Here is a 26,909-nt window from a genome sequence, read left to right on the forward strand (position 1 = left end):
TTGGCCGCTTAGTTGCCGGGCGTGCGCACCGACAACCGGTTGACGACCTGGCTCACGCCTTCCACGTCTTGCGCATGCTGCTCCGCGACCGCGATCTGGGCGGTCTCAGGAACCGTTCCGGTGAGCGTGACCACGCCCGATTTCGCGAGCACGACGACGTTTGCCATCGGCACATCGCCTGCCTTCGTCACCGCCTTGCGCACGTTTGCGGCCAGTTTGCGATCGGCGGCTTTCGCGGCCTTGTGGGCCGCTTTGCGCGCCGCTTTCTCCTGTGCCGCGCCCGAAGTGGCGTTCGGCGCGTGCGTCGCGACGGGCGGCGAATAGGACGTTGCCGCATCGGCGGCCAGGGCGTGAACGCCCGTCAATGCGAGCGCGGCCAGCATCGGAATGAAACGTTGCTTCATCGTTTTAGTCTTCTTGAGTGGGAAAGTAAGTTCTTGTCCGGCTGAGTCCAGCGCGAGCCCAGAATGAGCCCGCAAAAATTCAGCCGGCAGTAGTCGGGATCGATGCGGGCAAGAATGTCCGCGCTCCACGTGCCGCTCGTCGTGTGCGGGCGATGGGCGACGCCTCTGCCGATCGCCCGGATCACGTCTTCGCAGAACGTGGCTTCGCGCGGATAGGCCGCCAGAATGGCCCCGCGCTCGGCACGCGTATAGGCGTCGTAATGCTCGCCGACGAGATCGGTCCACGCCGCTTGCGCCAGCAGACGCGCGAGCGGCGAAACATGCTCCGGAATGCCCGGCGTGGTGTGCAGGGCGATTGCCCGCCACACGTCCTCCGCCACGCGGGGGGACACGCGCGCGAGCAGCGCGCGCGCCGCATCGGCGCTGTCCACCTCGTAGCGCAGCTTCGAGTGTGCATAGGCCGGGCTCAGGCCCATATTCGCGTACATCGCGCTCACGTAGAGTGTTTCCGCGTCACAGGCTTCACGCGCGCGACGCGCGGCGAGCGCGGCGAACACGAACACGCGATGCGCGTGTCCGATCAGCACGGGATCGAGCGCCGCGCACGCGTTCTCGAAAGCGAGAGCCGCGAGCGCGGTGCGCGGAATAAGCACGCCCGCCACTTCGTCCGGAGTTGCTGCTGGTTCAGGCTTCATGACGCGCTCCGTGCTTACGCCGGCAATCGGCCTTACGCCTTCAGGAACGCCAGCAGATCCGCATTCACTTCGGCAACGTGCGTGCTGCACATGCCATGCGGCGCGCCGGGATACACCTTGAGCGTAGCGTGCTTGACGAGCTTCGCCGAGAGGCGCGCCGAATCGTCGATCGGCACGATCTGGTCATCGTCGCCGTGCAAAATGAGCGTCGGCATGTCCATCTTCTTCAGGTCTTCCGTGTAGTCGACCTCGGAGAACTGCTTGATGCACTCGTACTGGCCTTTGATCGAGCCCTGCATGCCCTGCCGCCAGAAGTCCTGAACGAGACCCTGCGAAACCTTCGCGTTCGGGCGGTTAAAGCCATAGAACGGCGTTGCGAGGTCGAGATAGAACTGCGAGCGGTTGGCCGCCACGCCGTCGCGAATGCCGTCGAACACGGACATCGGCAGGCCGCCGGGGTTGGTCGCCGACTTGACCATCTGCGGCGGCACGGCGCCGATCAGCACCGCCTTTGCCACCCGCTTCGAGCCATGCCTGCCGATGTAGTGCGCCACCTCGCCGCCGCCCGTCGAGTGGCCGACGAGCATGGCGTTGCGCACGTCGAGCGCGTCGAGCACAGCGGCCAGATCGTCTGCATAGATATCCATATCGTTTCCGGCGGACGGCTGGCCCGAGCGCCCGTGGCCGCGACGGTCGTGCGCGATCACGCGATAGCCCTGGTTCACGAGAAAGAGCATTTGCGCATCCCACGCATCCGCCGAAAGCGGCCAGCCGTGCGAGAAGACCACCGGGATGCCCGTGCCCCAGTCCTTGAAAAAGATCTCGGTGCCGTCTTTCGCCTTCACGAAGCTGCCGTGGCGCTGATGCTCGCCGCCGCCGTGCGCGGCCGTGCCGCCGGCGGCCGACGCCGCCGAGGGCAGACCCGACATGGCGAGCGCCCCGGCCACGCCTGCGCTGGCCGAAAGCATTCTGCGTCGCGTGGGCGACGGCGCATCCGCGTTTTCTTGCAAGGTCATCGTTATTCTCCGTCGTTGCCGACCCATACGCGGGGTGGCGCGTGATGAGTCTGCGTGTTGCTGTTGTCCACGATGCAAAGAGGCTACGCCCCGCATCGGGAAAAGAGCTTAGCGACGCCAAATTAAAAGGTCCTTTTCCGGTGCTTAAATATGCTTAATGGCCGATTCAGACGCCGGCCGCGCGCGAGTTCGGCGCTGCGCCCCGCACGGCCAGCGCGCGCTTGCGTTCTGCGCCATAATTACGACGCATTACAATGACATTGCCGGGCATATCAATGCGTACGGATCACACCGATGATTTCATCACCGTTCATGCCGAATAGCTCAACCGGTTCGAAAGACTCGCTCGGGTGCGTGAGCACCAATCTGCGCCGGGACGTGCAAGTCGCGACCGGCGGCATCACGTTCTTTCGCAAGTGCATGGACACGCCGGAGCTGGAACGCATTGCGATGCCCGGATGCGAGCGTGGCTTTCTCGTGGGCGTCTCGTTGCGAAGCGGTCACCGGCGCAAGATTTTCCGCGCAGCGCAGACAATCGATCGCCGCTTTGGCGACAACTCGATTTATATCCGCGACTTTTCCGAGCATTACCGCGCGGATCTATACGGCAATTTCGACTTTCTGCTGGTCGAGTTGTCTCACGCTTTCCTGAATCACCTGGCCGACGAGCATAACGTACCTCCCGTGCAGGGGCTAACTTGCGCACTCGAGCAGGAAGACGCCGTGCTCGGCCATCTCGCGCGTGCGCTTGCCGCCAGCCTCGAAACATCCGGCCCGGTCAACACGCTGCTCATCGAGCAGATCGGCGTTGCCATCGGCACGCATCTCGCGCGGCAATACGGCAATCTGCGGGCCGCCGACGAACGCGTCAAGGGTGCGCTGTCGCGCGCCTGCGCGGCCCGCGCGAAGGAGATGCTGCTCGAGTGTTCCCGCGACGGCCTCTCGATTGCCGATGTCGCGCGCGAATGCGGCCTGTCACGCGGCTATTTCATTCGCGCATTCGCGAAGGAAACGGGGCAAACGCCGTATCAATGGGTCCTCGAAAAGCGCACGGAGCAGGCGCGAGGCCTCATGGACGCCACGGACATGACGCTTTCGGAAATCGCGGCATCCTGCGGCTTCGCGGATCAAAGCCACTTGAGCCGCGTCTTTCTCAGGATCGTCGGCGTGCCGCCGGGCGCGTGGCGCCGCCGGGCGTGATGCGGCTTCAGGCGCGCATCATGACATCGTGTGCACGCTGAGGTCCTCAAGGTGTTGTACAGCACGCTCCAGGCGGTCTGCGCCTGCGGCATACGCTGGCGCAACAGCACCGCGCCGCTCGCGTCGAGATACTGCCGGTCCCGCGAGGGCACGCCAAGCTGCGGTGCGTGTGCGATACCGGCGAACCGGAATGCCTCGAGCAAATCGGGCTGCATGACGAGGCCGCCGCCACGGCTGTCAAGTTCGCTGATCGAGCGCTCGTACACATCGACCGTCCAGCCGACGGCCCGCAAAGACGCAGCGGTGAAAAGCCCGCCCAGCGAACCGCCAATGATCACTGCGCGACGCGATGTTTGATCAGTCATGTCGTTGCTCCTTCAGTTCGGCCCCGAGGCCACGTCGACAGAGTAGGCATGACGGACGCCATCCGGAATCCAGGCTGAACGCAACATGGCATTGCGTGCCCTGCAAACTCGCCCCCTCCTCCCTACGCACGCTCGATCTCGAAGCGCATCGCCCGCCGTTCCGATGGCTTGCGTCCCGCGCAAAACTGCTTAGCGCATGAGACGGATTCTCCGTGGTCGCCATCGCCGATAAGGTTGCGGACATCCCGCTCCCTTTTCCTGCACGGAGATTTCAATGTCTGACGCTCTCTTTGAACCGATCCGCCTCGGCCGCCATACACTCGCCCATCGCGTCGCCATGGCGCCGCTCACGCGTTCGCGCGCGGGCCAGCCGGGCAATGTGCCGACGCCCATGAACGCCGAGTATTACCGGCAACGCGCGGCGGCGGCGCTGATCGTCACCGAGGCCACGCAAATATCGCAGCAGGGGCAAGGCTATGCCTGGACGCCCGGCATTCATAGCCCCGGGCAAATCGAGGGATGGCGCGCCGTAAGCGAGGCTGTCCATGCCGAAGGCGGCAAGATCTTCCTGCAGCTCTGGCACGTGGGGCGCGTCTCGCACCCGGTCTTCCAGCCGGACGCAGGTTTGCCTGTCGCTCCCACTGCGATGCCCGTGCCGGGCAAGACGTTTATCGTCGACAGCAATGGCAACGGCGTCTGGGCCGATGTTCCGGTGCCCCAGGCATTGACCATCGAAGGGATCGCGCAGATCGTGCAGGACTTTCGCGTCGCCGCGCGCCACGCCATGCAAGCCGGTATGGACGGAGTCGAGATTCATGCCGGCAACGGCTACCTGATCGACCAGTTCATCAATAGCAACAGCAATCGCCGCACCGACGCCTATGGCGGCAGCATCGAGAACCGCACGCGTCTGCTCTTCGAAGTCGTCGATGCGGTCAGCGCCGAAGTGGGCGCAGTCAACGTCGGCGTGCGACTCACGCCCATGGGCCGCTTCATGGGCATGGGCGACGACACGCCCGAGGCCACCTTCGGGCATATCGCCGAGCACCTGAACGAGCGGAATCTGGCGTATCTGCACCTCGTCGAGCCCGCTATCGTCGGCACGGTGAAGGACGAAAAGTACGATCCCCGCTGGGACGCCATCATCCAGCTCATGCGGCAGCGATTCAACGGCGTATTGATGCTCGCGGGCGGGTACACGCTGGAAACCGCGATAAAGGCGATCGAAAGCGGCCGCGCCGATCTCATCGCGTTCGGCCGTCCTTTCATTGCCAATCCGGACCTCCCCGCTCGTTTGCGCGGCGCCCTGCCCCTGAACGAGGCCGACCCGAGCACGTTCTTCGGCGGCGACGCGAGCGGCTATATTGACTATCCGGCCTTCGCGCGCGCATCGGACTGACTGCATGCACGCGGGGCCGCCGGGGCTGCCGCCCGCCTGCGCAAACCGAGTCCCGCCGAGCTTCGCGCCGTGCATACCGCGCCATCGAGATTTCAGGAGATTTCATCCGCCGGCTAAGGACCTTTCAGCTGCCACGATTCACAATGGAATCTCCCGCGCGGCCTCGATGCGATGTCCTCCCGCGCGACGCCCGCAACGGCAACGTGCCCACGCCGGCGAGCCAGGACCCGATCGCATGCATGCGCAATGGAGCTGCCCAATGGAACCCTATGCAAACGACGAACCGTGGAAACAGACCATCCTCTTGCTCGAGCGCGCTTCGCGCTCGAGCGCGGACGCCGAAGCGGATCAGGAAGGCGTGAAGCGCAAGGCAACTCGCGCATGTTCGCCGCAGCGTGCGTCGCGATCGGCATCCCATACCGTCTTTTCAGGCCGCATCCGCGTGCTCGAGCGCCTTTCGAGCACGGTCGTCTCGCTTTGCTGGCATGACGCCACGTTCGGCCATTACGCAGATCAGATCTGGAAGCGCACCCACTCGCGCCGCAAAACGGTCTGCACTGTAACGGGCAGGACCGTGAACCGCGGCGACGCCGTCTACCGCCCTTATCGGCGCGGCACGTGGCCGGCCAATGCCAACCACTCGATTCTCGCCTGCGTACTGGAGGCTTCCGAAGGACTCGATATTCGCTTGTACTCGGGCCTCGGATACGGGCACTAGCGCTGCACCGGAGGCCAGGCGATGGACAAACTTCAGGCGCTACGCGCTTTCGTCGCAGTGGCACAGAGCGGCGGGTTTTCGAGCGCGGCGCGCAAGCTCGACCTCGCGACCTCGTCTGTCACGCGCGCGCTCGACGCGCTGGAAGCATCGCTCGGCACCGCGCTGCTCAACAGAACGACGCGCCAGGTCACGCTGTCCGATGCGGGCAAAGCGTACTACCTGCGCGCGCAGCGCATTCTCGAAGACATCGCCGAAGCCGACGCCGCCGTCACGGATCGCGGCGATGAGGCCTCCGGTCCGCTGCGGGTATCGGTGCCGGTGGAGTTTGCCCGCCAGTGCATCAGTCCGCACCTCGGCGCGTTCCTTTCGCGCTATCCCAGGATCGACCTCGACATCACGCTGACCGACACGGTTGCCGACCTGGTTTCCGAGCGCATCGACCTCGCAATCCGGCTGGGCACGCCGCCGCCGGACGCCGCCGTGATCAGCCGGCACATCGGCAACTTCAGCCGGTACGTCGTGGCGAGCCGTGCTTATCTGCACGCATTCGGCGCGCCGGCGCAACCCGAGGAACTGACCGCGCATCAAACCCTGCGCTTTTCCTATGGCGCCGAGCGGCAGGTCTGGGCATTTTCCAGGGATGGCGTGCAGTCCGAAGTCGTGGTCACGGGCAGACTGAAGAGCAACAACTCGGACATTCTTCGCGAAGCGGCGCTAAGCGGCGCCGGTATCGCGCTGCTGCCAAGCTGGCTCGTGGCCGGCGACGTGCAAAACGAACGCCTGACGCGGTTGTTCGAAAGTTACGAGGTCAATCCGAACAACGCCCGGTCCGCGGTCACCGCGCTTTATCTGCCGAACCAGCGTGGATCGAGACGTATCCGCGCCTTCATCGAGCTTGTCAGCGAGGCGGCCAACTTGCAGTGAGCGCAGCGCCGGCGGTAAATGCACGAATCGGCATTTGACAGACAAATGCACGTCCCACAATTTTCCCAATCGACGTGACATTCATACATGCCACTCGATGAACGCCGCGGCGGCTCGCGCTCGCAGGCATGCGAAGACATCTTTTTTTTGCCAGGCGCAGAGCATTTTTGTTCAAGACGCTCCTTTTCGCTTTGTTTACACTTCGGTTTGCGCAAAATTGCCGGATTGAACGCAAACCGGCTGCGCTCGACCGCGTTCCAGCAGGGCCGGAACGCCAAACCGGCTTGGGAATGATGGCCTCACACCGTTTTATCGCCAACGCTCGATCAGATGCGCGCCGCCGGGATAGTCACGATCCCGCCGGCCGGAGACGACCATGATTCAAATAGGATCGTTGCAGGTCAATTTCGATCAGCGAAGCATTCAGCAGAATGGCCTTTCGCAGCGAATCGGCGCGCGCGCTTTCGATATTCTCGAAGCGCTCTATCGTGCCAATGGCGCCATTCTGTCGAAAGACGACATCATGGATGCGGTCTGGCCCGGCCAGATCGTGGAAGAAAATCGCCTTCAGGTGCATATCGCGGCGTTGCGCAAGTTGCTCGGTGCCCACCGCGATCTGATCAAGACCGTGGCGGGCCGCGGCTATCTGCTGGTGGCAAGAGGCGTGCAGGCGGCCGAGTCGCGCCCCGTTGCCGGGCCCGCGCAGGCATTCCCCGCACTGCCCCCGCTCGTCTCGCCGCTCATTGGGCGCGCCGCCGAGATCGAGCAACTGCTCGATCAGCTCGATCGCGGACCGGTCACGACCGTCGTCGGCGCGGGCGGCATCGGCAAGACGACGCTCGCGCTTCACGCCGCGAATGCCATGCATGGCCGCAGCGGTCGAGCCGTGTGCTTCGTGGAGCTTGCCCGGGCATCCTCGAGCGAGGCAGTGCTCGATATCCTCGCCGAAACCTTCAGGCTCTCCACGGAGGACGGCCGGCGCCGCACCGACGCGCTGTACGATGCCATCGCCGCTTCGGGGTGCCTTCTCGTGCTCGACAACGCCGAGCATGTGATCGACGTCGCGGCGTGCCTCGTGGAGGCGCTGGTCGCGCGCAGCGCATCGGTGCGCGTGCTCGTGACGAGCCGGGAAGCCCTGCACATCCGCGCCGAATCCGTGCTGCGCCTTGAGCCGCTCGCCGTGCCCGAGGCCGGGCTGGAAACCGAGGCGCTGCTCGCCTCGCCCGCGGTCGAACTGTTTCTGCGCCGCGCGCGCTCGCTCGCAACCGACTGCGCCACCGACAAGCGGAGCATCGCGCTCGCCGCCGACATCTGCAGGCGCCTCGACGGCCTGCCGCTTGCCATCGAACTCGCCGCGGCGCGCGTGGCCACGCTCGGCGTGGAAGGCGTGGCCTCGCGGCTCGACCAGCAGCTCGACCTGCTCACGGGCGGCTTGCGTTCGGCACTGCCGAGGCACCAGACCTTGCGCGCGACGTTCGAGTGGAGCTATGCGCTGCTCGACACGCCTTCGCGCATTCTCTTTCGCCGCATCGGCTGCTTTACGGGGTCCTTCGCGTTCGATGCGGTTTGCGCGGTCGCCACCGAGCCCGGCATGTCGATCGCAGTGGTCGTATCGAGTCTCGGCGAACTTGCGACGAAGTCGCTCTTGAACGTGGAGTTCGACGGTCCGATCGCAACCTACCGGCTGACCAAGAGCACGCGCGCCTACGCGCTCGAGAAACAGCGCGACGAAGGCGAACTGCACGCCATCGCGTCCCGGCACATGCGCTACATGAAAAAGCGCATCGAAGAAATCGGCCTTGCGCACGCGGAAGGCGGCCGGCCCGGCACGGATCTCAACACGCGACTTTCTCTCGACGACGCGCGCATCGCCTACGACTGGGCGTTCTCCGAGAACGGCGATCCCGCCCAGGGCGTCGCGCTCGCGGGAGCGCTCGTCGGCACGCTGCTCGAAGCCTCGCTCGTGCACGAATGCTGCGAACGGGCGCGGCATGCGCTGGAAGTGCTCGACACGCTGCCCGAAGGCTCGGTCGACGTTGTCTGCGAAATGCGGCTGTGCGCCGCCTATGCCTCCACGCTCATCTCCGTGGGCGACGACGTCGAGGTGGCGATATCGATGTGGCAACGCGTCTTGCAGCTCGCACAGGCGGCGCGCGACCAGGCGTTCATGACGCGCGCCCTGTGGGGCTTGTGGAACTCCACGCTGACGATCGCCGACATTCAGGCGTCGATCCGCTACGCCACACGCCTGCAGCAAGCCGCGGAACGCGGCGATTCGCGTGGCATTCTGCTGGCCGGCGCCATGCTCGCCGTTTCGCTCCACTGCTTCGCCGAGCACGAGCAGGCCCGCGAGCGCCTCGATTCGGCCGTTGCCTCGCTCAGCAGACTGGACCCGGCGGACGCATCGTGCGGCACGCTGGGCGTGGACCCGTTCATCTTCTGCAATGGGACGCTCGCACGCATTGCCTGGTTTCAGGGCAAGCCGGAGCAGGCGATGCAACTGGTGCAAAAGTCGCTGAACCCGGTGCGCCGCGACAAGCTGGAGCCATCGCTAAGCCACGTGCTCGCCACCGTGGCGGTGCCGGTCGCGCTTCAGTGTGGCGACGTGCAGGCCGCGGCGCGCTATCTCGCCCTGTTGCGATCCCAGGTGGCGACTCACCGCTTTACCGTCTGGGAAGATTTCGCGGAATGCCTCTCCGTCCAGATAGATTTGCAGTCGGGCGACGAAGCGTCGGCGCTCGAAAGGCTCGAGCCCGCGCTTCAGCGCCTCCTTGCACGCGGGTTCCGGCGCGTCGTCACGCCGTTTATCGTGTCGAGCGCCGAGGCGCTTGCAGGCGCGCTGCGTTTCGCGGAAGCCGCAGCAAGGCTCGACGACGCGATCAAGCGCAGCGAAACCCACGGCGAGCATTACTTCCTGCCCGAACTGCTGCGCGCCAGGGGCTGCGTGGCGCTTCGGCAAGCGCGCGCGCTCGACGGCGCAGCGCGTGAGGCGCGCGCACAGTGCGAAACACAGGCGCGGCACTTCCTGAATGCCGCGATGACGCTCGCGAGCGAACACGGCGCCGTGATCTTGAAATTGCGCGCCGCGCTCGACCTCGCCACGCATCATTTCGAACGAGACGACGCCGCGCGGGCCGTGGCGCTGCTAGCGCAATTCGACGGTGTCCTCGACATGAACTCGCCTGCGCTCGATATCCAGCGCCTGGCCCACCTGCGCGGCAAGCTGAGCGCGGTGACCGCGCCGTGACGGATTCGATTCGTCTAACAGTGTCGCCGGGAGCGCACTAGCCGCGCCTCTCATCACCGCGGCCGCCGCCATGCTCCTGGCGGCACGCCGGTCATGCGCGAAAACGTGCGCGTGAAATGGCTTTGATCCGAAAAGCCGCATCGGAACGCGATCTCCGCGATCGACGTGTCCGTCTTCGCCAGCATCTCCTGCGCCTTTTCCATACGGCGACGCAGGAGCCACTGATAAGGCGCGATGCCGGTCGTCAGCCGAAAGGCCCGGCAAAAGTACGACGGCGAGAGTTCGCACGCCGCGGCGAGTTGCGGCATGGAGAGGCTCTCGTCGAGGTGCGCGTCGATCATCGCTTTCACCCTTTCGACCTGCCAGACCGCGAGACGCCCCGGACCCTGCGGTTCGCGCACGCGAGCGCCCGTATAGCGCGCCGCCAGATGATGATGCAGCGCGACGATGATGCCATCCACGAAGAGCCGCGGCGCCCGCGCTTCGGAAAGCGCAGGCAGCAACAGCTTGCCGATCGATTCGACGAACGGGTCGTGCGCCCCGTGCGGCACGGCCAGTTCGCGAATGGGTGCGCGGTCTTCGGCCGCCGCCAACTGATCGAGTGTCGCCTGCGGCAAGTAGAACTGGATGCAGTCGAAGGCGGTAGGAAGAAAGGCCGTTGGGCGCGCCGCGAGGTCGACGACGGAGATCGCGCCGCACCCGTAGGGCGTTACCGGTTCGCGTTTTCCGTCGAGCCACAATTCGTGTCTGGGCAATGGCTGGAGTTGCAGCGACAAGACGAAAGCGTTCGCGGGCGGGATCGGATCAGTGAGGTTGACCGTGTTCTTCGTGGCCGTTAGCCGCGTGATCGTGATGTCCTCGTTCTGTAACGACGTGCTCCGCAGAATGCGCGCTTCAGGAAGATGAAAATAGGCCGCGGCATTGCCAGCGTATTGCGCATTCATGGCTTTATCGTCCGGTGTCTGGCGAACGTGGGCCAAACATCCATCGTCTATGGCTCGTCAAGATAGCCTGTTTCCCCAGGAAGCCGGATTAATTAAATTTAATTCGGGTGGGAAGGCGCATTCCGCGCCGGGTCCCTCGTGCGGCTATTCGTTCGTGTAAAACACGACAAAAAGTGGCAAGACGGTCTCGCACACGCCTGCCTAGAATGCCCCGCAGGAAATTGCGTGTGGCATTCAATTGGCATGATTCGAATTGCGGAATACGAAATCGATCTCGACATGCGCGAGCTGCGCAAAAACGGCGCGCCGCAGCCGCTCGGGGCACGCGCGTTCGACGTGCTCGCCACGCTGGTTCGAGCCGGTGGCGAGATCGTCACCAAGGAAGCATTGAAGCGCGGCGTGTGGCCCGCGAGAGTCGTCGAGGAAAACAATCTGCACGTTCAGCTATCGTCGTTGCGCCGGGCATTGGGCGACGCTCGCGCGTGCATTGTCACCGTCGACGGCCGTGGCTATCGGTTCGTCCATTCGGAGGCCGCGCGGCGTCGCCTGCCTTCGGCACCCATTGCGACGCCCCCTTACCCTTCGTTCGAAGCGCCGCTGATCGGGCGGCACGCCGAGATCGAGGCCGCGCTCGCCGCGTTAAGGGGCGCACAGACGCTCACGATCACGGGACCGGCGGGTATCGGCAAAACGGCGTTGGCGCTGACTCTCGCGCACCGGCTTGGGATTGTCGCGGCGTTCGATACCTGCTTCGTCGAACTTTCGATGTTGAAGTGTGAGCAGGAGTTGCACGCCGCGATCGCAAACCAATGCGGTGCGGGAATCGACGAGGGCGCGCCGGAAGGCACAACGCCAATCGAGCGCATCCGTCGCGCGCTAGCCCGACGGCGCAGCCTGCTCGTGCTCGACACGGCGGAGCACCTGATCGACGAGGTCGGCGCCTTCGTCGCGCGCATCGTCGCCGACAACCCGCTGGTGCGCGTGCTCGTGACGAGCCGCGAGCGACTTTACGGCACATACGAGCGTGTGATGCGTCTCGCCGGGCTCGAGGTGCCGTCGTCTGCGGCGTCTGTTGAGCAGGCGCTCGACACGGCCGCCGTCCAGCTCTTTCTCGCACGGGCGCAGTCGGTCGACAAGGCGATTCGCATCGAAAAGTGCCTCGTCCATCACGCCGCCGAAATTTGCCGACGGCTGGACGGCAATCCGCTCGAAATCGAGCTGGCCGCCGCGCGCGCGCCGCTGTTCGGCGTGGTGGAGTTGAACCGGCGGCTCGACGAGCGCATGGATCTGCTCACGTCGGGCTATCGCACGGCGTTGCCGCGTCATCGGACACTGCGGGCGAACCTCGACTGGAGTTACCACCTGCTCAGCGCACCGACGCGCAGACTGTTTCACCGCCTGGCCGTATTCAACAACGCGTTCACGCTCGACGCCGTGCGCGCGGTTGCCTGCGACGAGACACTGAAAGACGCGTGCGCGATGGCAGGCATAAGCGAACTCGCCGCGAAATCGATGATTACCGTTGAATGCGAGAGCCCGCTCGTGACCTATCGCCTGGGTCAAACGCTGCGCACCTACGCGCTCGAACGCTTGCGAAGCGACGACGATGCAACCACGCTCGCGCAACGCAACGCGCGCTATCTCGCTTCGCTCGCACACGGCGAGGCGTATTCACGATCCGGATAAATCCCGCCTGCGCGCCGCAACCGGCCCACCTCGCCACTTGCGCCAGCGTTGCGGCGTCATGCCCGTGATATCGCGGAACGTGCGCGAAAAATGCGCGTGGCTGCTGAAACCGCACATCAGGGCAATATCGTTCAGTGCGAGGCCGGGATCGGTCAGCAGGTTTCTCGCGCGTTTGATTCGAATGCGAAGCAGCCATCGTTTGGGCGTCTCGCCCGTTTCGCCGTTGATCGCTCGCACAAGGTTCTGACGCGACATGCCCAGCGCCTGGGCAAGCGCGGAGGGCGTGAGGCGCTGCGCGGGCGAACCGGCGATCCAGCCAAGGGCATGCAGCCGTTGCGCCGCACTGAGCCCCGCGCCGCGAGCATCGAGCAGCAATGCCAGATGATCCGTACCGTCGGTGCACGCGGCGCTCGCCATCAAGAGGCCGTGCAAGACCCCTCGTGTGCCCGCATGCGTCGCCGCGAGCGCGTCGCGCATCAGCGCGCCGAGGCTCGCGCATTGCGGATTGCCTTGCGCGAGAAGATGGTCGATCAGCGTATCGAAGTCGCGCAGCAAGGCGTTATCGGGCAACCATGCGCCTCGCGCGCCGCCCACGCGCTCAAGGAGCGCCAGAATGAGCCGCGCCTCGTGCGATAGATTCGCGTTGCGTTTCAATGTCGCGCCTCGCCGGCCAGGGCCAGCTTCACGATCAGACCCGGCGTGTTGTCCTCGAGCCGCAGCATGCCGCTGTGCAAGGTCGCCACCCCTTTGACGAGCGCGAGTCCGAGACCGACCCCGGGCGTTCCGCGGCTCGCGTCGCCGCGATAGAACCGTTCGGTCACCCTGAGTTTCTCGGCGTCCGCAACACCGGGACCATCGTCGGCAACCACGAGTTCAATCGAGCCGCCGGCGCGGCTCAGGCGGACATCCACACGCGTGCTCGCAAACTTCAGCGCATTGTCGATGAGATTGCCGATAGCCTGCGCGAGCAGCAAGGGATCGACCAGCGCAGGCAAGCTGTCCGGGCCGCTCTGCGTGAGCGCGAGGCCGCGCAGCTCCGCTAGCGGCTGATAAAACTCCACCGCCTCGCCCACGATGTGAGCGACGTCGCTGTGCACGAACCCCGACTTGCGCACGCCCGCATCGATTTCCGCGAGCCGCAAGAGCGCGTTGAAAATCCCGATGACGCGGTCGATGTCGCCCAACGCGCCTTCCAGCCGTTCGAGCGTATCGCCGTCGACTTTCTTCTTGAGGTCGAGGACCATCGCCTCCATTTTGAAGCGCAGTTCGGTGAGCGGCGTTCGGAGATCGTGAGCGATGGCGTTCGACGTATTGCGCACGCTGTTGATCATTTCGATCAACGCCTCCTGCGCGGCCTCGCGGCAGCGCACCTCTTCCTGAAGCCGTGCGTTCTGCTCCTTCAAGGCTTTCTGCAAGCGCCCCAGATTCAGATGCGTCTTGACCCGCGCGAGCAGTTCCGCCATTTGCAGCGGCTTGGTCACGTAGTCGACTGCGCCGACTTGAAAGCCGGCCGTCTTGTCTTCCGTTTGCGACAGCGAGGTCATGAAAATGACGGGCACCGCGCTCGTGCGCGGGTTCTCCTTGAGCCTGCGGCACACCTCGAAACCATCGAGGCCTGGCATCATCACGTCGAGCAGTATCAGGTCCGGCCGCACGAGATCCGCGCGACTGAGCGCTTCTTCGCCGTCGCGGGCAATCGACACACGCAGGTCATTGCTTTCGAGAAAGTCGACCACGAGGCCCAGATTCGCCGCCGTATCGTCGACCACCAGAACGAGCGGCGCGATGCTGTTGAATTCCTCTGTCATGCGGGCTCTCTTCCATTCCAATGCTGCTCGATGAATGCGAGCAGCGCTCTCGATTCGAAATTTTCCGCGAGCCCGCGCACACGCAGCACGAATGCCCGGTAGCGTTCGTCGCTTTCCAGTAGCGCATTGACGTGACGCATGACATCGCGCATCTGCCCTCGCAACGCCAGACGATGCAAAATTTCCATGTCCTCGTGCAAGGGGACGGCCAGCGGCGCGCCCGCGCCGAACTCGCCCGCAACGGACAGCAAAGGCGTGCGAGCGCGAGGCGCCGGCTCGTGCGCCGCTGCGTCGATATCCTGATTCGCCGTGTCATTCGCGCCGCACGCCGCACAGGCCGAATGGCCCGGAACCTGCACCGCGAGATCGAACCAGAAGCGGCTGCCTCGACCTGGTTCGCTCTCCACACGAATCTCGCTGCCCATGAGCCGCACGAGCTGTTGACTGATGGAGAGGCCAAGACCGACGCCCGCGCTGCGCTGCTCGGTATCGCCCGCCTGCTCGAACGGGCTGAACACGCGCTCGAGCTGGTCACGCGTGATCCCCACGCCCGTGTCCGCCACCTCGAAGCGCAGGAGGCCGGGACTGATCTGTCTTACCGTGAAGGTGACCTCGCCTTTGTCCGTGAATTTCACCGCATTCGAAAGCAGGTTCAGCAGCACCTGGCGTAGGCGCTTTTCGTCGACCCGAATCACGGCTGGCAGGCAACGCCCGATCACGCGGGTTTGCGTGAGGCCCTTCTCCTTCGCGCGCACATCGACCATATCCGCAAGCATTTCCAGAAATGGCGCGAGCAGCACATCGGCTAGCTGCAGTTCGGTTCGCCCCGCGCCGATACGCGCAAATTCGAGCAAATCGTTTATCAGCGTCAGCAAATGCGTTCCGCTTTGCTCGATGACCGCGACGTGCGACCTTTGGCGCGGCGCGAGCGTGTCGTCGTGGCGCAGGACCTGCGCATAGCCGAGGATGCCGTTCAGCGGCGTGCGCAGCTCGTGGCTGATGTTGGCAAGGAATTCATCTTTGGCTTGATTGGCGGCCTGCGCCTCGTCTCGCGCCACGCGCACCGTTGCTTCGAGCGCTTTACGCTCGGAAATGTCCTGCAGGACCGCGATCGTATGGTAGATCTGCTCGCCGGGCTCCCATTGCAGGGCAACACAATCATTGACCCACACGCGCGAGCCGTCGCCCCGAATGAGCAGCTTGTCTTCGGCGTAGTGAAAGATTTTCTTTTCGAACAGCAGTTCGAAGCGCGAGACGCTGGCAGGCAAATACGATGCGTCCGTGACGTCCTTGAAGGTCATGTCGAGCAATGCATCACGCGCGTAGCCGACGATCTCGCAGTAGCGTTGATTCACGCGCAGAAAACGCCCGTCCGAATCGCAGTGCGCGATGCCGACCGCGGCATTTTCGAACGTGCCGCGAAAGCGCTCTTCACTGGCGCGCACGGCCTGTTCCGCGCGCTTCAGTGCGGTAATGTCGATCACCGTGCCGCTCAGACAGACAGCCATGCCTCCGGCTGGACTGCGCGGCGCGCCGCGCGTGAGAACCCATCGGTATGAGCCGTCACGGTGCAACAGGCGATGCTCGATCGCCAGCGCTGCGCCGCTTTTGGCCTCTTTCCTGAACGCCTCGCGAAAGCGGTCGAGGTCGTCGGGATGAACGAGTCCCATGAACCGCTCGAAGCGGGAAGCGTCGGCATGCTCGCCATAACCAAGCCACTCGTGCGTGTTCCAGCCGCGCAGTACCCAGTGGCGCTCGTCTTCGCCATGGAGTTCGAGATCCCATACGCCGACGTTCGAGCCCTGCATGGCCGCGCCGAGGCGCTCGTTGGTGGCGCGCAGTATCTCCGCTTGCGCCGCGCGCCGCGTTTGCGTCACGTCGCGAATGGCGAGCACCGCGCCGACCACCTGCCCCACGTCATCGACAATCGGCGTGCCTCGGGCTTCGACCGGAACTTCGCGCCCATGCCTGCCGACCAGCCGCGTCTTGAGCGGCAAGTCAACTGGGGCCTGCCTGCGCAGAACCGCGGCGCCGATGTCGTCCAGCGGCGCATTCGTGTCCTCGTCGATCAGCGCGAGCACCGCTGCAAGCGGCTGGGCGGCGGCCTCCTCGCTCGACCATCCCGTCAACGCCTCGGCCACGGGATTGATCAGCGTGATGCGCGATTCGCAGTCCGTAGCAATCACGCCGTCGCCGATGCTGGCGAGCGTGACCGCATAGCGATGCTCGCTGTCGCGCAGCCGGCGCTCCGCGCGATGCTTGTACAGCGCCATTTCCACGACGGTGCGCAACTGCTGGTCTTCGAACGGCTTCAGCACGTAGCCGAACGGTTCGGTGACGGTCGCGCGCCGAACCGTCTCTTCGTCCGCGTAGGCGGTGAGAAATACGATGGGCAGGCCGTGCGCTTCGCGCAGCCGCGTGGCCGTATCGATGCCGTCCAGTTCGCCTTCCAGACGCACGTCCATGAGCACGAGGTCCAGCGGCGCCTGCGCCGCCACGGCGATCGCGTCCTCGCCGCTCGCGACACTGCCCGCGATGACATGCCCGCATCGCACCAGTTGCTGAGCGATATCGCGTGCCACCACACGATCGTCTTCCACGATGAGTATGCGCGCGGATGCCATGACGAAGCCCGTTGAGTCCTTAGAGTGTGAAGTGAATGACAAAGCTCGTCCCCGCACCGTTGTCCCGTCGGACCGTGGCATGCAGTTGGTGAGCCAGGTCGGAAACGAGTTGCAGGCCGAGTGAGTCCGCCTCTTCGACGCAGAAATCGGCCGGCAATCCAATGCCGTCGTCGGACACGCTCAGCCTGCACCGGCGTTCGTCGTCCGACATCAGCTCGACCCGCAGATTCCCGTGCCGCCCCTGCGGAAACGCATGTTTGAGCGCGTTCGAAACAAGTTCGTTCACGATCATGCCGCAAGCCACCGCCCGATTCATGTCGAGTTGCACGTCGTCCACCAGCACGTCGAGGGACACGTTCAGTTGGCTCAATTCATAAACGCGGGAAAGATGCGCGCACAGGTTGCGGATGTGAGACGCCATGTCGATGCGCGCGAAATTCCCCGCTCGATACAGATTCTCGTGAACCATCGCCATCGAGCGCACGCGGTTTCGGCTGTCGAGGAAGCGTTCCGCCGTCGACTTGTCTTCGGCGCGCGCCGCCTGGAGATTGAGCAGGCTACTGATCAACTGCAGGTTGTTTTTGACCCGGTGATGCACCTCGTGCAGCAAGGCGTCTTTTTCTTCGAGAAGCGCCTCGACCTCTTCGAGACTCGCGTTCTCGATCGATATCGCGGCCTGCGACGCGAGCAGCCTGAGCACCGCCAGCCGCGAGAGCGTGAACACGCCCGGTGCAAGTTCATTTTCGAGATACAGGGCGCCGATCACCCGGTCCTGCTTGACGAGCGGCAAGGACAGCACGGAGCGTGCGGTGCCGCTCATGAAGTATTCGTCGGCGCCGAAGGGGTTCTCCATCGAAGCGTCATCTACCAGCACCGGCTCGTGCGTGCGAAGACTATGGTGGAGCATCGCGAGCGGCACGGCGTCGGACGAAGCCGCGCGCCGGCCCACGTTGACCGTGTTGCCCTCGCCCAGCGCGCTGGCGTCCGCCTCGATCCAAAGCTGTTCCGCGTGCGGCAGGATCAATAGCGCGCGCCGGGCGCCCGCGTGCTCGAGCACGATCGTCATCAGCGTGTGCATGAGCCGCTCCAGCACGCGCTCGCTGGAGATCGCCTGCGACGCCTTGACGACCGTCTCCATCGCCATGGGATTCGTCACCGGCCCGCTCGACACGCTCGACGTCTCCTCCGACACGAGGCCCGGGTGGCGCGCCTCGAGCGCCCGGACTTTCGCCATCGCCCCCCAGTTCAGATAGGCGAGCCGCGCGTTGCGCAGATACACGACGCTGATGGCCGCGAATCCGCTGTCCGCATAGAACCGGCCCGCGATCTCATTGGCGAGGCCCTCGACATGCAACAGACGTTGCTCGCGTGCCCCGACAACTGCCTGCTCATAGTGGCGCATCGCTTCGAACTCGCGCTTTTGCACGCGCGCGAGTTCGGCCTCGACCAACGCGAGGCGCGAGGCGAAGTTCGCCGGCGAGTGCTGCGCCCAGCCGCGCAGTTTCTCTACGTCTTCCGCCAGCGCGGCCTCGTTTTCAGCCTGGTCCGCGGGCGCGAGACTGTCATGCCACTTCAGGCGCGCCAACGCACCGAAGAAGTGATATTCCGCGAGTTCGAAGTGGCCCGACGTGGTCCACAACAACGGCGCCGCGCGCTTTTGCGCCTCGAGTGCGCCGACCATGTCGCCAGCGAAAAAGCGCGCCTGCAACTGCCGAATCCAGTACCAGCATGCCGCAATGGCGAGCGCGGGATTGCCTTCCAGATGCCGCTCGAAAGCGGCCTCATCCGCATGGTCCGCATGGGCAGACCCGAGCCAGGGCGCGAGCCCCCGCAGTCCGCGAATCAGCGACAACTGCGCGTTCATGATGTCGACGATCAGCCCGAACCCCGCGGCGCGAACGATACGCAAACGCTCGCCCCCTTCGTCTTCGACGTCTGCGAGCGGATGGCCCGCAGCCAGCAGGCTCGTGACGAGACAGCAACTGCTAAAGCCTACGTAGGTGAGGTCGCCGCTGTGCGTTGCCGCTTCGAACGCCCGCCGCAATAGCGGCAGCCCCGCGCGCATGGGCTGCGTCCATGGCGTCACGTGATAGGCGAAACACATGTACACGCGCGCCCGGAACCGTCCCAGCCCGCGCTCGTCCACGAGTGACAGTCCAAGCCTGCCGAACTCGAAACCCGCGCGGTAGTCGCCAAAAATCGGGCCGGCCACCATGCCGAGGTAGGCGAAACCCAGCGAGGACGCGTCGGTATTGCCATGCCGGATGCTCAGATTCGCCATGCGCGACAACACCAGACACACCAGGTTCTCGTCCGTGAAGAAAGCCGGCGGAAGCACCGCGGTCAGCACGTTGAGCGTGGCCTCCAGCGTTTCGTCGTGCAGCAGCGGAAGCTCGATGAGCGAGGCGATCGTTCGTTCTCCGATCTGATCGCGCAGCGCCGCGTACTCCGCCACGGCCGCCGCGCGATCGGGATGCGCAACCCAGTCCATGCCGACCTCGCGCAGATAGCCGAGACAAATTTCGACCGCGGCCTGCATCTGATCGAGCGCCGTGTGGAGCGTTACGCGAAGAAACGCGACGGCGGCCTTGTGCGGCACGTTCCTCGCTGCGGCGGCGAGATCGCGCAGGCGTTCCTCGGCCAGCGCGGCGCCGCCCGTGAGAAATTCGCATTCGGCGCGCAGCAGTTCGAACGAGAACTTCTCGTCGTAGTGCGTGCGCCACGCGTCACTGCCGAGAAGTTCGCTTCCGAGCGTGAGATACGCGAGCGCAGAGCCATAGGCCGCGGAGCCCCTCGCGCGCCGGCCGGCGCGCAGGTTCAGACCGGCCACGCGCGCACGCACGCCGTAGTCCTCGACCACATGAATCGCCCGGTTGTACTGGTTGACGATCTCGAAGATATTCAGTTCGACATCCTGACCATCCTCGCTGTCCAGCAGAGTCCCGATGCGCAGGTGCGCAGGTGCGCGATCCGCCTCGGCCAGCAAGGCGTACGCGGCTTCCTGAATCCGGTCGTGAACGAACGCGTAGCCATCGGCCCGCCGATACACGACGCCCTGGGCGACCGCTTGAGCAAGCGCTGCGTCGACCGCCTCGCTCGACTGACCGCTCACGCGTGCGAGAACCGCAGACGAGACACTGGCGCCCAGGCACGCGAAATCCACCAGCACGCTGCGAGTCGCATCGGGCATGCGGCCAAGCTTGCCGATCATCAGGTCCACGACGCTGTTCGGAAAGCTTCTGCGCGCAATCTGATCCGCGTTGCACGCCCATTCGCGGCGCGCCTTGTCGAACGTGAGAAAGCCTTCGTCCGCCAGCGCCTGCAGGAATTGCACGGCAAAAAAGGGATTCCCGCCGGTCTTGTCGAACATCACCTGCGCGACTTGCTGCGTGCTTTGCTTGTTGCCGTGCATCGCATCGCCCACGAGGCGATCAATGTCGTTCACGCCGAGCGGGGCCAGCAAGAGGTCATGAACGCGAACCTGCCCCGCGTGCATCGCATCGACGGCCCGCGTGAGCGGGTGCATCGGCCCGACTTCGTTGTCGCGATACGCGCCGATGAGCAGCAGGTCGCCGATGTCCTGACTTTTTCCCAACGCCTCGAGTACCGAGATCGTGCCCGCGTCGAGCCACTGGAGATCGTCCAGAAAGAGCACCAGCGGACGCCCGGGAAACGCAAACGCGCCTATGAATCGCGTGAGCGCCGCGACGAAGCGCGTCTGGGCGTCCTGCGGCGGGAGTTCGGCAACCTGCGGCTGCGGGCCGACCAACTGTTCGAGCGCGGGAATCAGGTCGACGATCAGTTGGCCGTGAGACCCCAGCGCGTTTTGAATGCGCTGCCGCCATGCGCCGATCTGCGCTTCGTCTTCGTCGAGAATCTGCTGCACGAGCGCCGCCATGCACTGCGCAAGCGTTGCGTATGGAATATTCCGCTTGTACTGGTCGAATTTGCCGGAAGCGAACAGGCTGCCCGACCCGGACATCACCTGATGGAATTCCTCGACCAGCGACGACTTGCCGATTCCCGAGTAGCCGGACACCAGAACGCATTCCGGCGCGCCGTCGCGCGCGACGCGCTCGAAGGCCGCAACGAGGGAGCGCAAGTCCGCTTCGCGCCCGTACAAGCGCCCGGGCATCAACAAGCGGCTGTTCGAGTCGGCAGCGCCCAATGCGAACGGCTCGTGCGCGCCGCGCTCCCATTGCGCGGCGCACAGCCGCAAGTCGTGCGCCGCGCCTCGCGCACTCTGATAGCGGTCTTCCGCGGCTTTTGCGAGCAGTCGATCGACGATGGCGGCGGCGAAATCGGACACCTGCGGCGCGTATTCCTTGAGCGAGAGCGGCTTTCTCGCGGTATGGCAATGCAGCCACTCTGCGCCCGAGTGGGCCACATACGGGAACCGGCCAGTGAACATCCAGTAGATCACGACCCCTAGCGAATAAAGGTCGGAACGCGTATCGGGTCGCCGGTTGACCAGTCCCGTGCGCTCGGGCGCGACATACGGCAGCGCATGCGCGAAGAGGAGCGGCTGAGGGATGTCGCTGCCTGCGGCGTCGGCATCGGCATCGGCATCGGAAGACAGGCCGAAGCCGGTGAGCGCTACCGCGCCGGTTTTTGCGTTGACGAGCAGATTGGCGGGCCGGATGTCGTGATGGATGAGCCCGCGCGCATGCAATGCATCGAGCGCGGCCGCCGCGTTCGACGCGATCGCAAGCACCTGGCCGTGCGACATGAGGTGCGGCTGCATGGAAGCGAGATCGCCGCCGCCCGGGTCTTCGAGAAAGAGTATCGTGCGCCGGCTCTCGCGCAACAGCGCGTGCGGCTGCGTGAAGCGCGGGCTGTCGAGCCGCGTGCGCAGCCCATAGGCGTTTTCCAGCAACGAGAGCGCTTCAGCCGAAGGCTGGGTGGCCGACGGCCGCACGGCAAGCCGCGTTTTCGCGGCGCCGCGCGTTTTGACGCGCGAGAGCACAAGCATGCCGTCATCCCACAACGTTTGAACGACCCGGTCTTCTGGATTCGTGACGGCTGCCGCATGGGTGCGCGGCTTCATAGGGGGCTGAATTTCATGTGGCGGCCGAAAGCATGTACCCGGAATTTCGCACGGTGCGCAGAAGCGAACTCTCGAATCCCGCATCGATCTTTTGCCGAAGCTTGCTGACGTGCACGTCGATCACGTTGGTCTGCGGATCGAAGTGATATTCCCAGATATTCTCCAGCAGCATGGTGCGCGTCACGACCTGGTCGGCGTGCCGCATCATGTATTCGAGCAGCTTGAATTCACGCGGCTTCAGTGTGATCGCCTTGCCCGCCCGCATGACTCTTCGCGAAAGCAGATCGATGCACAGGTCGCCCACCTTCAGCGTCGTTTCGAGCACGTCGCTCTGCGAGCGGCGCATGAGCACCTCGAGCCTCGCCAGCACCTCTGCGAACGCGAAGGGCTTGACCACGTAGTCGTCGCCGCCCGCCTTCAGGCCGCGAATGCGCTCGTCCACGGCGTCGAGCGCGCTCAGGATCAGCACCGGCACCTTGCTGCCGGTTGCCCGCAGCGCCGCGACGATGCCGAGTCCGTCCGCACCGCCCGGCAGCATGCGATCGAGAATGATGGCGTCGTACGCGCCGCTCATGGCGAGAAACGCGCCGTCCCGCCCGTTGTCGGCGAAGTCGATCACGTGCCCCGCTTCCTCAAGCCCCTTCCTCAGAAAACCGGCTACCTGCAGATTGTCTTCCACTAACAAGATCTTCATTCCAGCCACTCGCGGTTCCGGGCAGCCGCCGTGCATAGTCGCGGCGCCGCGCCGCGCTCCGTGCAAAGCACGATCTTCCTTGCTTGTGCCACCTCACCCCCAATTATCGGTCCAGCGCCGATATTTCGATTTCCGGCGTGTCATTAAATTTAGTTAATGTATCGTTGCGCACCTGGCGCACGCGCTCTGCAAGAGATTAACAAAAGTTAATCTGCGGATCACAGTGTGGAAAAGACGCGTCGCTTATCATTTCGATACGGTCCACGCGCAATCAACCTGCTCACCCTGTCGGCGTGCCTTTGGCGAGTGGCATAAGCCGGGCGGGTTGCAGTGCGCCCAGTCCCTTGCCAGAGCCACGCCGAGCAAACCAGACATGAATCACGCGACAGCACTCTCTCCATCGTTCGCTGCGCACGCGCCGGTCATTCAGGTCGGCGAATGCGAGCTGGATCTCGACTTGCGGGCGCTGCGCCGCGGCGGCAAGACGGTGGAACTCGGTTCCCGTGCGTTCGATGTGCTCGCCACCATCGCGCTCGCGGCAGGACGCGTTGTCTCCAAGGACGAACTCATGGAGGCAGTCTGGCCCGATACGATCGTCGAAGAAAACAATATCCACGTGCAGCTGTCGGCGATCCGCAAGGCGCTGGGCGCGGACCGCGCGCTGATCCTGACGGTGCCGGGGCGCGGGTACCAACTGGCGGCGGCCCCCGAAACGCGCATCGTGCCGATGCCTCGCCATGAAGCCGGCCCGGCGCGCGCGCCCAATGAACTGCGCGCGGGCGAAGCCGTGATCGGGCGCGACACCGCAATCGCCGAGATTCTCTCGCTGATGTCCTCGGCGCGCATCGTGACGCTCGTCGGCGCGGGCGGCATCGGCAAGACGAGAATCGCCCGCGAGATCGCGCACCGGCTCGCTGCGGAACAGGCGCTCGACGTGCGGCTCGTCGAACTGGCCGCGCACGCCACGCGCGCGGCGGTCGTCCAGGCGTTCGCGGACGTCTGCGGCGCGCCATTCAACGGGAAGGAGCCCGATGCGCGCATCGTGGCGAATGGGCTGGCCGGCCTGCCCGGCCTGCTCGTCATCGACAATGCCGAACACGTCGTGGAGCACGTGGCCGAAATCGTCGACCTGACAAGCCGCGCCAATCCCCAGATGACGATTCTCGTCACCAGCCGCTCGCGCCTGCGCGTGTCTCTCGAATCGGTCTATCGTGTCGGCCCGCTCGCGCTCCCGCACGCCGGCGAAGACCGCGATGCCATGCTTCGGTCGCCCGCGATCGCTCTTTTCCTGCGGCGGCTGCGCTCGAACGGCGTGAGCGCCGAGATGAGCGACGAGCGGTTGCGGATGGCCGAGGAGATTTGCCGCCGGCTCGCAGGCATACCGCTCGCGCTCGAACTCGCGGCCGGGCGCGCTTCCCTGCTGGGGCTGGAAGGCATTCGCGAAAGGCTCGACGAACCCCTGCTCTATGTTGCCGGCGGTTATCGCACGGCCCAGCCCAGACATCAGTCTTTGCGCGCCGCATTCGACTGGAGTTTCGACATGCTCGATGCCGCCGAGCAGACGGTGTTCAGGCGCCTGAGCGTCTTTAACCGCGCCTTCACGGTGCAGGCCGCATCCGAGGTCGCCCGCGACGCCACACTCTCCAATGAAGCCGTGATGGATTGCATTGGCGAACTGGTCGACAAATCGCTCATCGAAATTCAATTCGAAGGCGCCGATGTGAAATACCATCTATTCGCGCCGGCTCGCGCCTACGGGCTGGAAAAACTTCTTGCCGCGGGCGAGATCTGCACCATTTTCGAGCGGCACGCGCTCTTTGCCAGCGGGCACGTTGCGCATGGTCGGCTCAGTGGCGTGAGGCAATAACGCGCCCGAGCAAAAGCCCAGGCGCGGCCCCGCATCGAACTCCGCTCAGGCCTTGATGAACGCCAGCAAGTCGGCGTTGATCTGCTCTGCCTGTGTGGTCGGCATGCCGTGCGGCAAGCCTGGATGGGATTTCAGCAAACATTTCGCTGTGCACGGATCCTTCTGGTCGGCATCGAGATTATGCACATGATCGCCTCTAACCATGCATTCATCCTGCGGTGCGTACGACTCGCATTCGTCGACGCGTTGAATGCTTCGCACGATACGCCCGGATTCCTTTGCGCGTTCAAGGCCGCCCTGTGGGCATGTATCCATGCGGAACGATAACGCGCTCGCAGTTATGTTTCGTTTGCCTAACTTGATTTGCCGCAGCAACCCGGGCCGTTGGTTCAGAAACCGCACTGATTCTAGTCGCAATTTCCCCGCTTTCACACGTTCAAGATTAAAAAAATCCGGTGACGCCGGAAGCAGTTTGCCAGTTGACGGGAAGAGACGCGGACAGAGAATGCGGTCACCCCTGGAGATGGCGCGACGTGCTCGCGTTTTCTCCAGAAATCGCCACACGACGCGACCGTGAAGATAAGTATTCCTATCGTTATAGAGCGCCATTTCTCCGCTTGACCCATGCAAACGTGCAAATGATTGCGGCCGACATGGAATCGAAATGCGCTTCCGGAAGCAAAAGCCTGTGCAAACACCCTTAAAGCGTCAGGCCGGTGGTGCGCGAGCGCATTTGCATAGCGCCAGGTGGTTAAAGTCAAACTCAAGCGCAACGCGAGTTCATTGAACTGGTCCATGCCGAGAAGCGTGGCGATCAGATCGCTCTTTCGGGCCGTTGACATCGCGGCGGTGCGCGAAGGGTTGTCGATTCCCGGCGTAGGTTTTTCGCGGGGAGACACATGGCGTAGGTTCGCTCCCAACAGGGGAAAAACCTACGCCAGCATCGCCGACTCACACAGAAAAAGATGAACGGAGGCTAATCAACCCAGCGCTTGCACTCAACATAAACTCGTTTTAAATCAGTTACTTATATCTAAATCCGGCAAATCTGACCGCTCCTCACCAATCCGGATATTACTTTTCTTTCATTCGTTCATTATTTTTTCGGATATGCGAAGAGGCGGCTACCATCCCGCTACGAAATTCTAGAAAACGCTTATTTTTCAGCCATCTAAACGCCGAGACCGGCATTCATCCGAATGTCAATCCTGACTACTCGTTTTCTTCGAAGTAGTGAAGTGCCCTTTTCCAGAAAGCCTTCCTGTCGAAAGTCACGCCAAAACCTACGCCGAATGGTCTTTCGATTGGTACGACGTCTTCACGGCGCCGAATCGGCGCTGTGCCTTGAATCAAGGTTAGTACCGTGCGCTGACCAAGGAGCGGCAAACGACGATGGATAGCAGGCACCTGGATCGAGAGGTCAGCCGGCGAATAAGCCGAAATCAGATGTACCGCGCTTTGGCGAACGCCCGTCTCGCCACTGAAGGCCGACGCATTCGCGGGCGGGGGCACTGGGGATATCTTGCTTCACGGCCTGCGATCTACGCCAAAAACTACCCCCAACGGTCGGTAGCAGTCACCGGAATGAAGCAGCTACCCAAGGACGTCCGGGAAGACCGGCGCCCCTATCCAATCTGGACTGAGGGTGAGAAAAACAGAACGTTTGGGAATGCAATGGAACGCTTAGGAATATGATGGGCCGGGTGGACTCTCATTGTGGCCGCTCAGGGCCGCCCCGTAAGGGATTGGCAATGTGGCGATGGACGGTTACCCCCAGATCTACCCCTGCTGAGTGGCGGAACAAAATGGAACTGAGCCGCTGAAAGCGTCACGCCTGCCATCGGCACTTGCGTCGCGTTAATTGGATGGTAATGTCGTCATATTACAACGCTCGCGGCACCGCAACGCCCGATGAATTGCTTCTGCATGACGCGCTTTCCTTCATGACCGACCGCTGCGCATTTCGCACTTACGCTCACGCTGTGCGAGTGCGCTTTCACCGGCATACCATGTCAGTCGACGAGCCCGAACGAATTTCTACTCGAGCAACTGAATCTACATCCGACCGCCCAACGCACCAAACGCAACGTGCGATCTGTCAACCAGCAAACATCCGGTTTGGCACGCATTCCCGTCCAAGGAACCTGCCAGAGCAAAGGGACTCTGATCAAGATCGCAGTCGTCCGCGAACTGCGCTCGTACACCGAAGCCAATTGCGATTAGAGTGATTGCAGTAACAGATAGCACACGGAATTTCCTGCTTCTTATTTT

19 protein-coding genes and 1 pseudogene are annotated in these 26,909 nt (G+C 63.9%); 9 read left to right on the forward strand and 11 right to left on the reverse strand.

The genetic code is table 11. The features are described from left to right. Positions 1–8 precede the first annotated feature (8 nt). Genes NH14_RS27465 through NH14_RS27475 form a run of 3 tightly spaced genes read right to left on the reverse strand, consistent with a single transcriptional unit; the run spans position 9 to position 2,115 of the window. Entirely contained in the window at positions 9–404 is a 396-nt protein-coding gene (locus NH14_RS27465; RefSeq protein WP_035530778.1) for a BON domain-containing protein, read from the reverse strand. Then, positions 401–1,099 (reverse strand): phosphohydrolase, encoded by a 699-nt coding sequence (locus NH14_RS27470; RefSeq protein ID WP_052148348.1) that lies wholly within the window; start codon positions 1,097–1,099, stop codon positions 401–403. The genes NH14_RS27465 and NH14_RS27470 overlap by 4 nt, the downstream gene beginning before the upstream one ends. A 32-nt stretch (positions 1,100–1,131) precedes the next feature. Next, positions 1,132–2,115, reverse strand: a complete 984-nt coding sequence (locus tag NH14_RS27475) for an alpha/beta fold hydrolase (protein ID WP_035530777.1) — start codon at positions 2,113–2,115, stop codon at positions 1,132–1,134. 294 nt (positions 2,116–2,409) lie between these two features. Here NH14_RS27475 and NH14_RS27480 point away from each other — a divergent pair, with 294 nt between their 5' ends. Then, positions 2,410–3,315: a helix-turn-helix domain-containing protein gene (locus NH14_RS27480; RefSeq protein ID WP_052148347.1), complete on the forward strand. Its 906-nt coding sequence runs from the start codon at positions 2,410–2,412 to the stop codon at positions 3,313–3,315. Here the strand turns inward: NH14_RS27480 and NH14_RS27485 are convergent. Beyond that, on the reverse strand, positions 3,243–3,680 hold the full coding sequence (locus tag NH14_RS27485; protein ID WP_035530774.1) for a Rossmann-fold NAD(P)-binding domain-containing protein: 438 nt from the start codon (positions 3,678–3,680) through the stop codon (positions 3,243–3,245). The two genes, NH14_RS27480 and NH14_RS27485, sit on opposite strands and share 73 nt — an antisense overlap. 274 nt (positions 3,681–3,954) lie before the next feature. On the opposite strand from NH14_RS27485, the gene NH14_RS27490 reads away from it, so the two are divergent. The 5 genes from NH14_RS27490 (at position 3,955) to NH14_RS27510 (ending at position 9,968) form a co-directional block, all read left to right on the forward strand. Next, positions 3,955–5,079, forward strand: coding sequence for an alkene reductase (locus tag NH14_RS27490; protein WP_035530772.1), 1,125 nt, complete (start codon positions 3,955–3,957; stop codon positions 5,077–5,079). Positions 5,080–5,338: 259 nt separating this feature from the next. Next, positions 5,339–5,797 carry a DUF3331 domain-containing protein gene (locus tag NH14_RS27495; protein ID WP_052148346.1) on the forward strand — a complete coding sequence of 153 codons (459 nt, stop codon included), beginning with the start codon at positions 5,339–5,341 and terminating at the stop codon, positions 5,795–5,797. A 21-nt stretch (positions 5,798–5,818) separates the two neighbouring features. Further along, positions 5,819–6,721: a LysR family transcriptional regulator gene (locus NH14_RS27500; RefSeq protein ID WP_035530770.1), complete on the forward strand. Its 903-nt coding sequence runs from the start codon at positions 5,819–5,821 to the stop codon at positions 6,719–6,721. 87 nt (positions 6,722–6,808) lie between these two features. Further along, a complete protein-coding gene (locus tag NH14_RS27505; RefSeq protein WP_152617238.1) occupies positions 6,809–7,015 on the forward strand; it encodes a hypothetical protein in 207 nt (68 codons plus the stop codon). 82 nt (positions 7,016–7,097) lie between these two features. Beyond that, positions 7,098–9,968, forward strand: a complete 2,871-nt coding sequence (locus tag NH14_RS27510) for an ATP-binding protein (protein ID WP_035530768.1) — start codon at positions 7,098–7,100, stop codon at positions 9,966–9,968. Between the two features lie 53 nt (positions 9,969–10,021). On the opposite strand, the gene NH14_RS27515 is transcribed toward NH14_RS27510, so the two are convergent. Beyond that, positions 10,022–10,912 carry a helix-turn-helix transcriptional regulator gene (locus tag NH14_RS27515; RefSeq protein WP_052148345.1) on the reverse strand — a complete coding sequence of 297 codons (891 nt, stop codon included), beginning with the start codon at positions 10,910–10,912 and terminating at the stop codon, positions 10,022–10,024. A gap of 225 nt (positions 10,913–11,137) precedes the next feature. Here NH14_RS27515 and NH14_RS27520 point away from each other — a divergent pair, with 225 nt between their 5' ends. After that, on the forward strand, positions 11,138–12,598 hold the full coding sequence (locus tag NH14_RS27520; RefSeq protein ID WP_152617237.1) for an ATP-binding protein: 1,461 nt from the start codon (positions 11,138–11,140) through the stop codon (positions 12,596–12,598). On the opposite strand, the gene NH14_RS27525 is transcribed toward NH14_RS27520, so the two are convergent. The 5 genes from NH14_RS27525 to NH14_RS27545 are packed head-to-tail and all read right to left on the reverse strand — an operon-like array spanning position 12,584 to position 22,771. Then, a complete protein-coding gene (locus NH14_RS27525; RefSeq protein WP_052148343.1) occupies positions 12,584–13,252 on the reverse strand; it encodes a helix-turn-helix transcriptional regulator in 669 nt (222 codons plus the stop codon). The two genes, NH14_RS27520 and NH14_RS27525, sit on opposite strands and share 15 nt — an antisense overlap. Next, entirely contained in the window at positions 13,249–14,406 is a 1,158-nt protein-coding gene (locus NH14_RS27530) for a hybrid sensor histidine kinase/response regulator (RefSeq protein ID WP_052148342.1), read from the reverse strand. The genes NH14_RS27525 and NH14_RS27530 overlap by 4 nt, the downstream gene beginning before the upstream one ends. Further along, positions 14,403–17,030: a hybrid sensor histidine kinase/response regulator gene (locus tag NH14_RS27535; RefSeq protein ID WP_035530766.1), complete on the reverse strand. Its 2,628-nt coding sequence runs from the start codon at positions 17,028–17,030 to the stop codon at positions 14,403–14,405. The genes NH14_RS27530 and NH14_RS27535 overlap by 4 nt, the downstream gene beginning before the upstream one ends. A gap of 19 nt (positions 17,031–17,049) precedes the next feature. Further along, positions 17,050–22,077, reverse strand: coding sequence for an AAA family ATPase (locus NH14_RS27540; protein WP_052148341.1), 5,028 nt, complete (start codon positions 22,075–22,077; stop codon positions 17,050–17,052). A 13-nt stretch (positions 22,078–22,090) separates the two neighbouring features. Continuing rightward, on the reverse strand, positions 22,091–22,771 hold the full coding sequence (locus tag NH14_RS27545) for a response regulator transcription factor (protein ID WP_035530764.1): 681 nt from the start codon (positions 22,769–22,771) through the stop codon (positions 22,091–22,093). Positions 22,772–23,144: 373 nt separating this feature from the next. Here NH14_RS27545 and NH14_RS27550 point away from each other — a divergent pair, with 373 nt between their 5' ends. Further along, positions 23,145–24,638: an ATP-binding protein gene (locus tag NH14_RS27550; RefSeq protein ID WP_052148340.1), complete on the forward strand. Its 1,494-nt coding sequence runs from the start codon at positions 23,145–23,147 to the stop codon at positions 24,636–24,638. A gap of 123 nt (positions 24,639–24,761) precedes the next feature. After that, a pseudogene (locus tag NH14_RS34165) lies at positions 24,762–24,965 on the forward strand (hypothetical protein); the annotation flags it as partial. A 101-nt stretch (positions 24,966–25,066) separates the two neighbouring features. Here NH14_RS34165 and NH14_RS34170 read toward each other — a convergent pair. Beyond that, on the reverse strand, positions 25,067–25,537 hold the full coding sequence (locus tag NH14_RS34170; protein WP_407947192.1) for a hypothetical protein: 471 nt from the start codon (positions 25,535–25,537) through the stop codon (positions 25,067–25,069). Positions 25,538–26,909 lie beyond the last annotated feature (1,372 nt).

It is taken from the genome of Paraburkholderia sacchari, from assembly GCF_000785435.2.
GTDB classification, from domain to species: domain Bacteria; phylum Pseudomonadota; class Gammaproteobacteria; order Burkholderiales; family Burkholderiaceae; genus Paraburkholderia; species Paraburkholderia sacchari.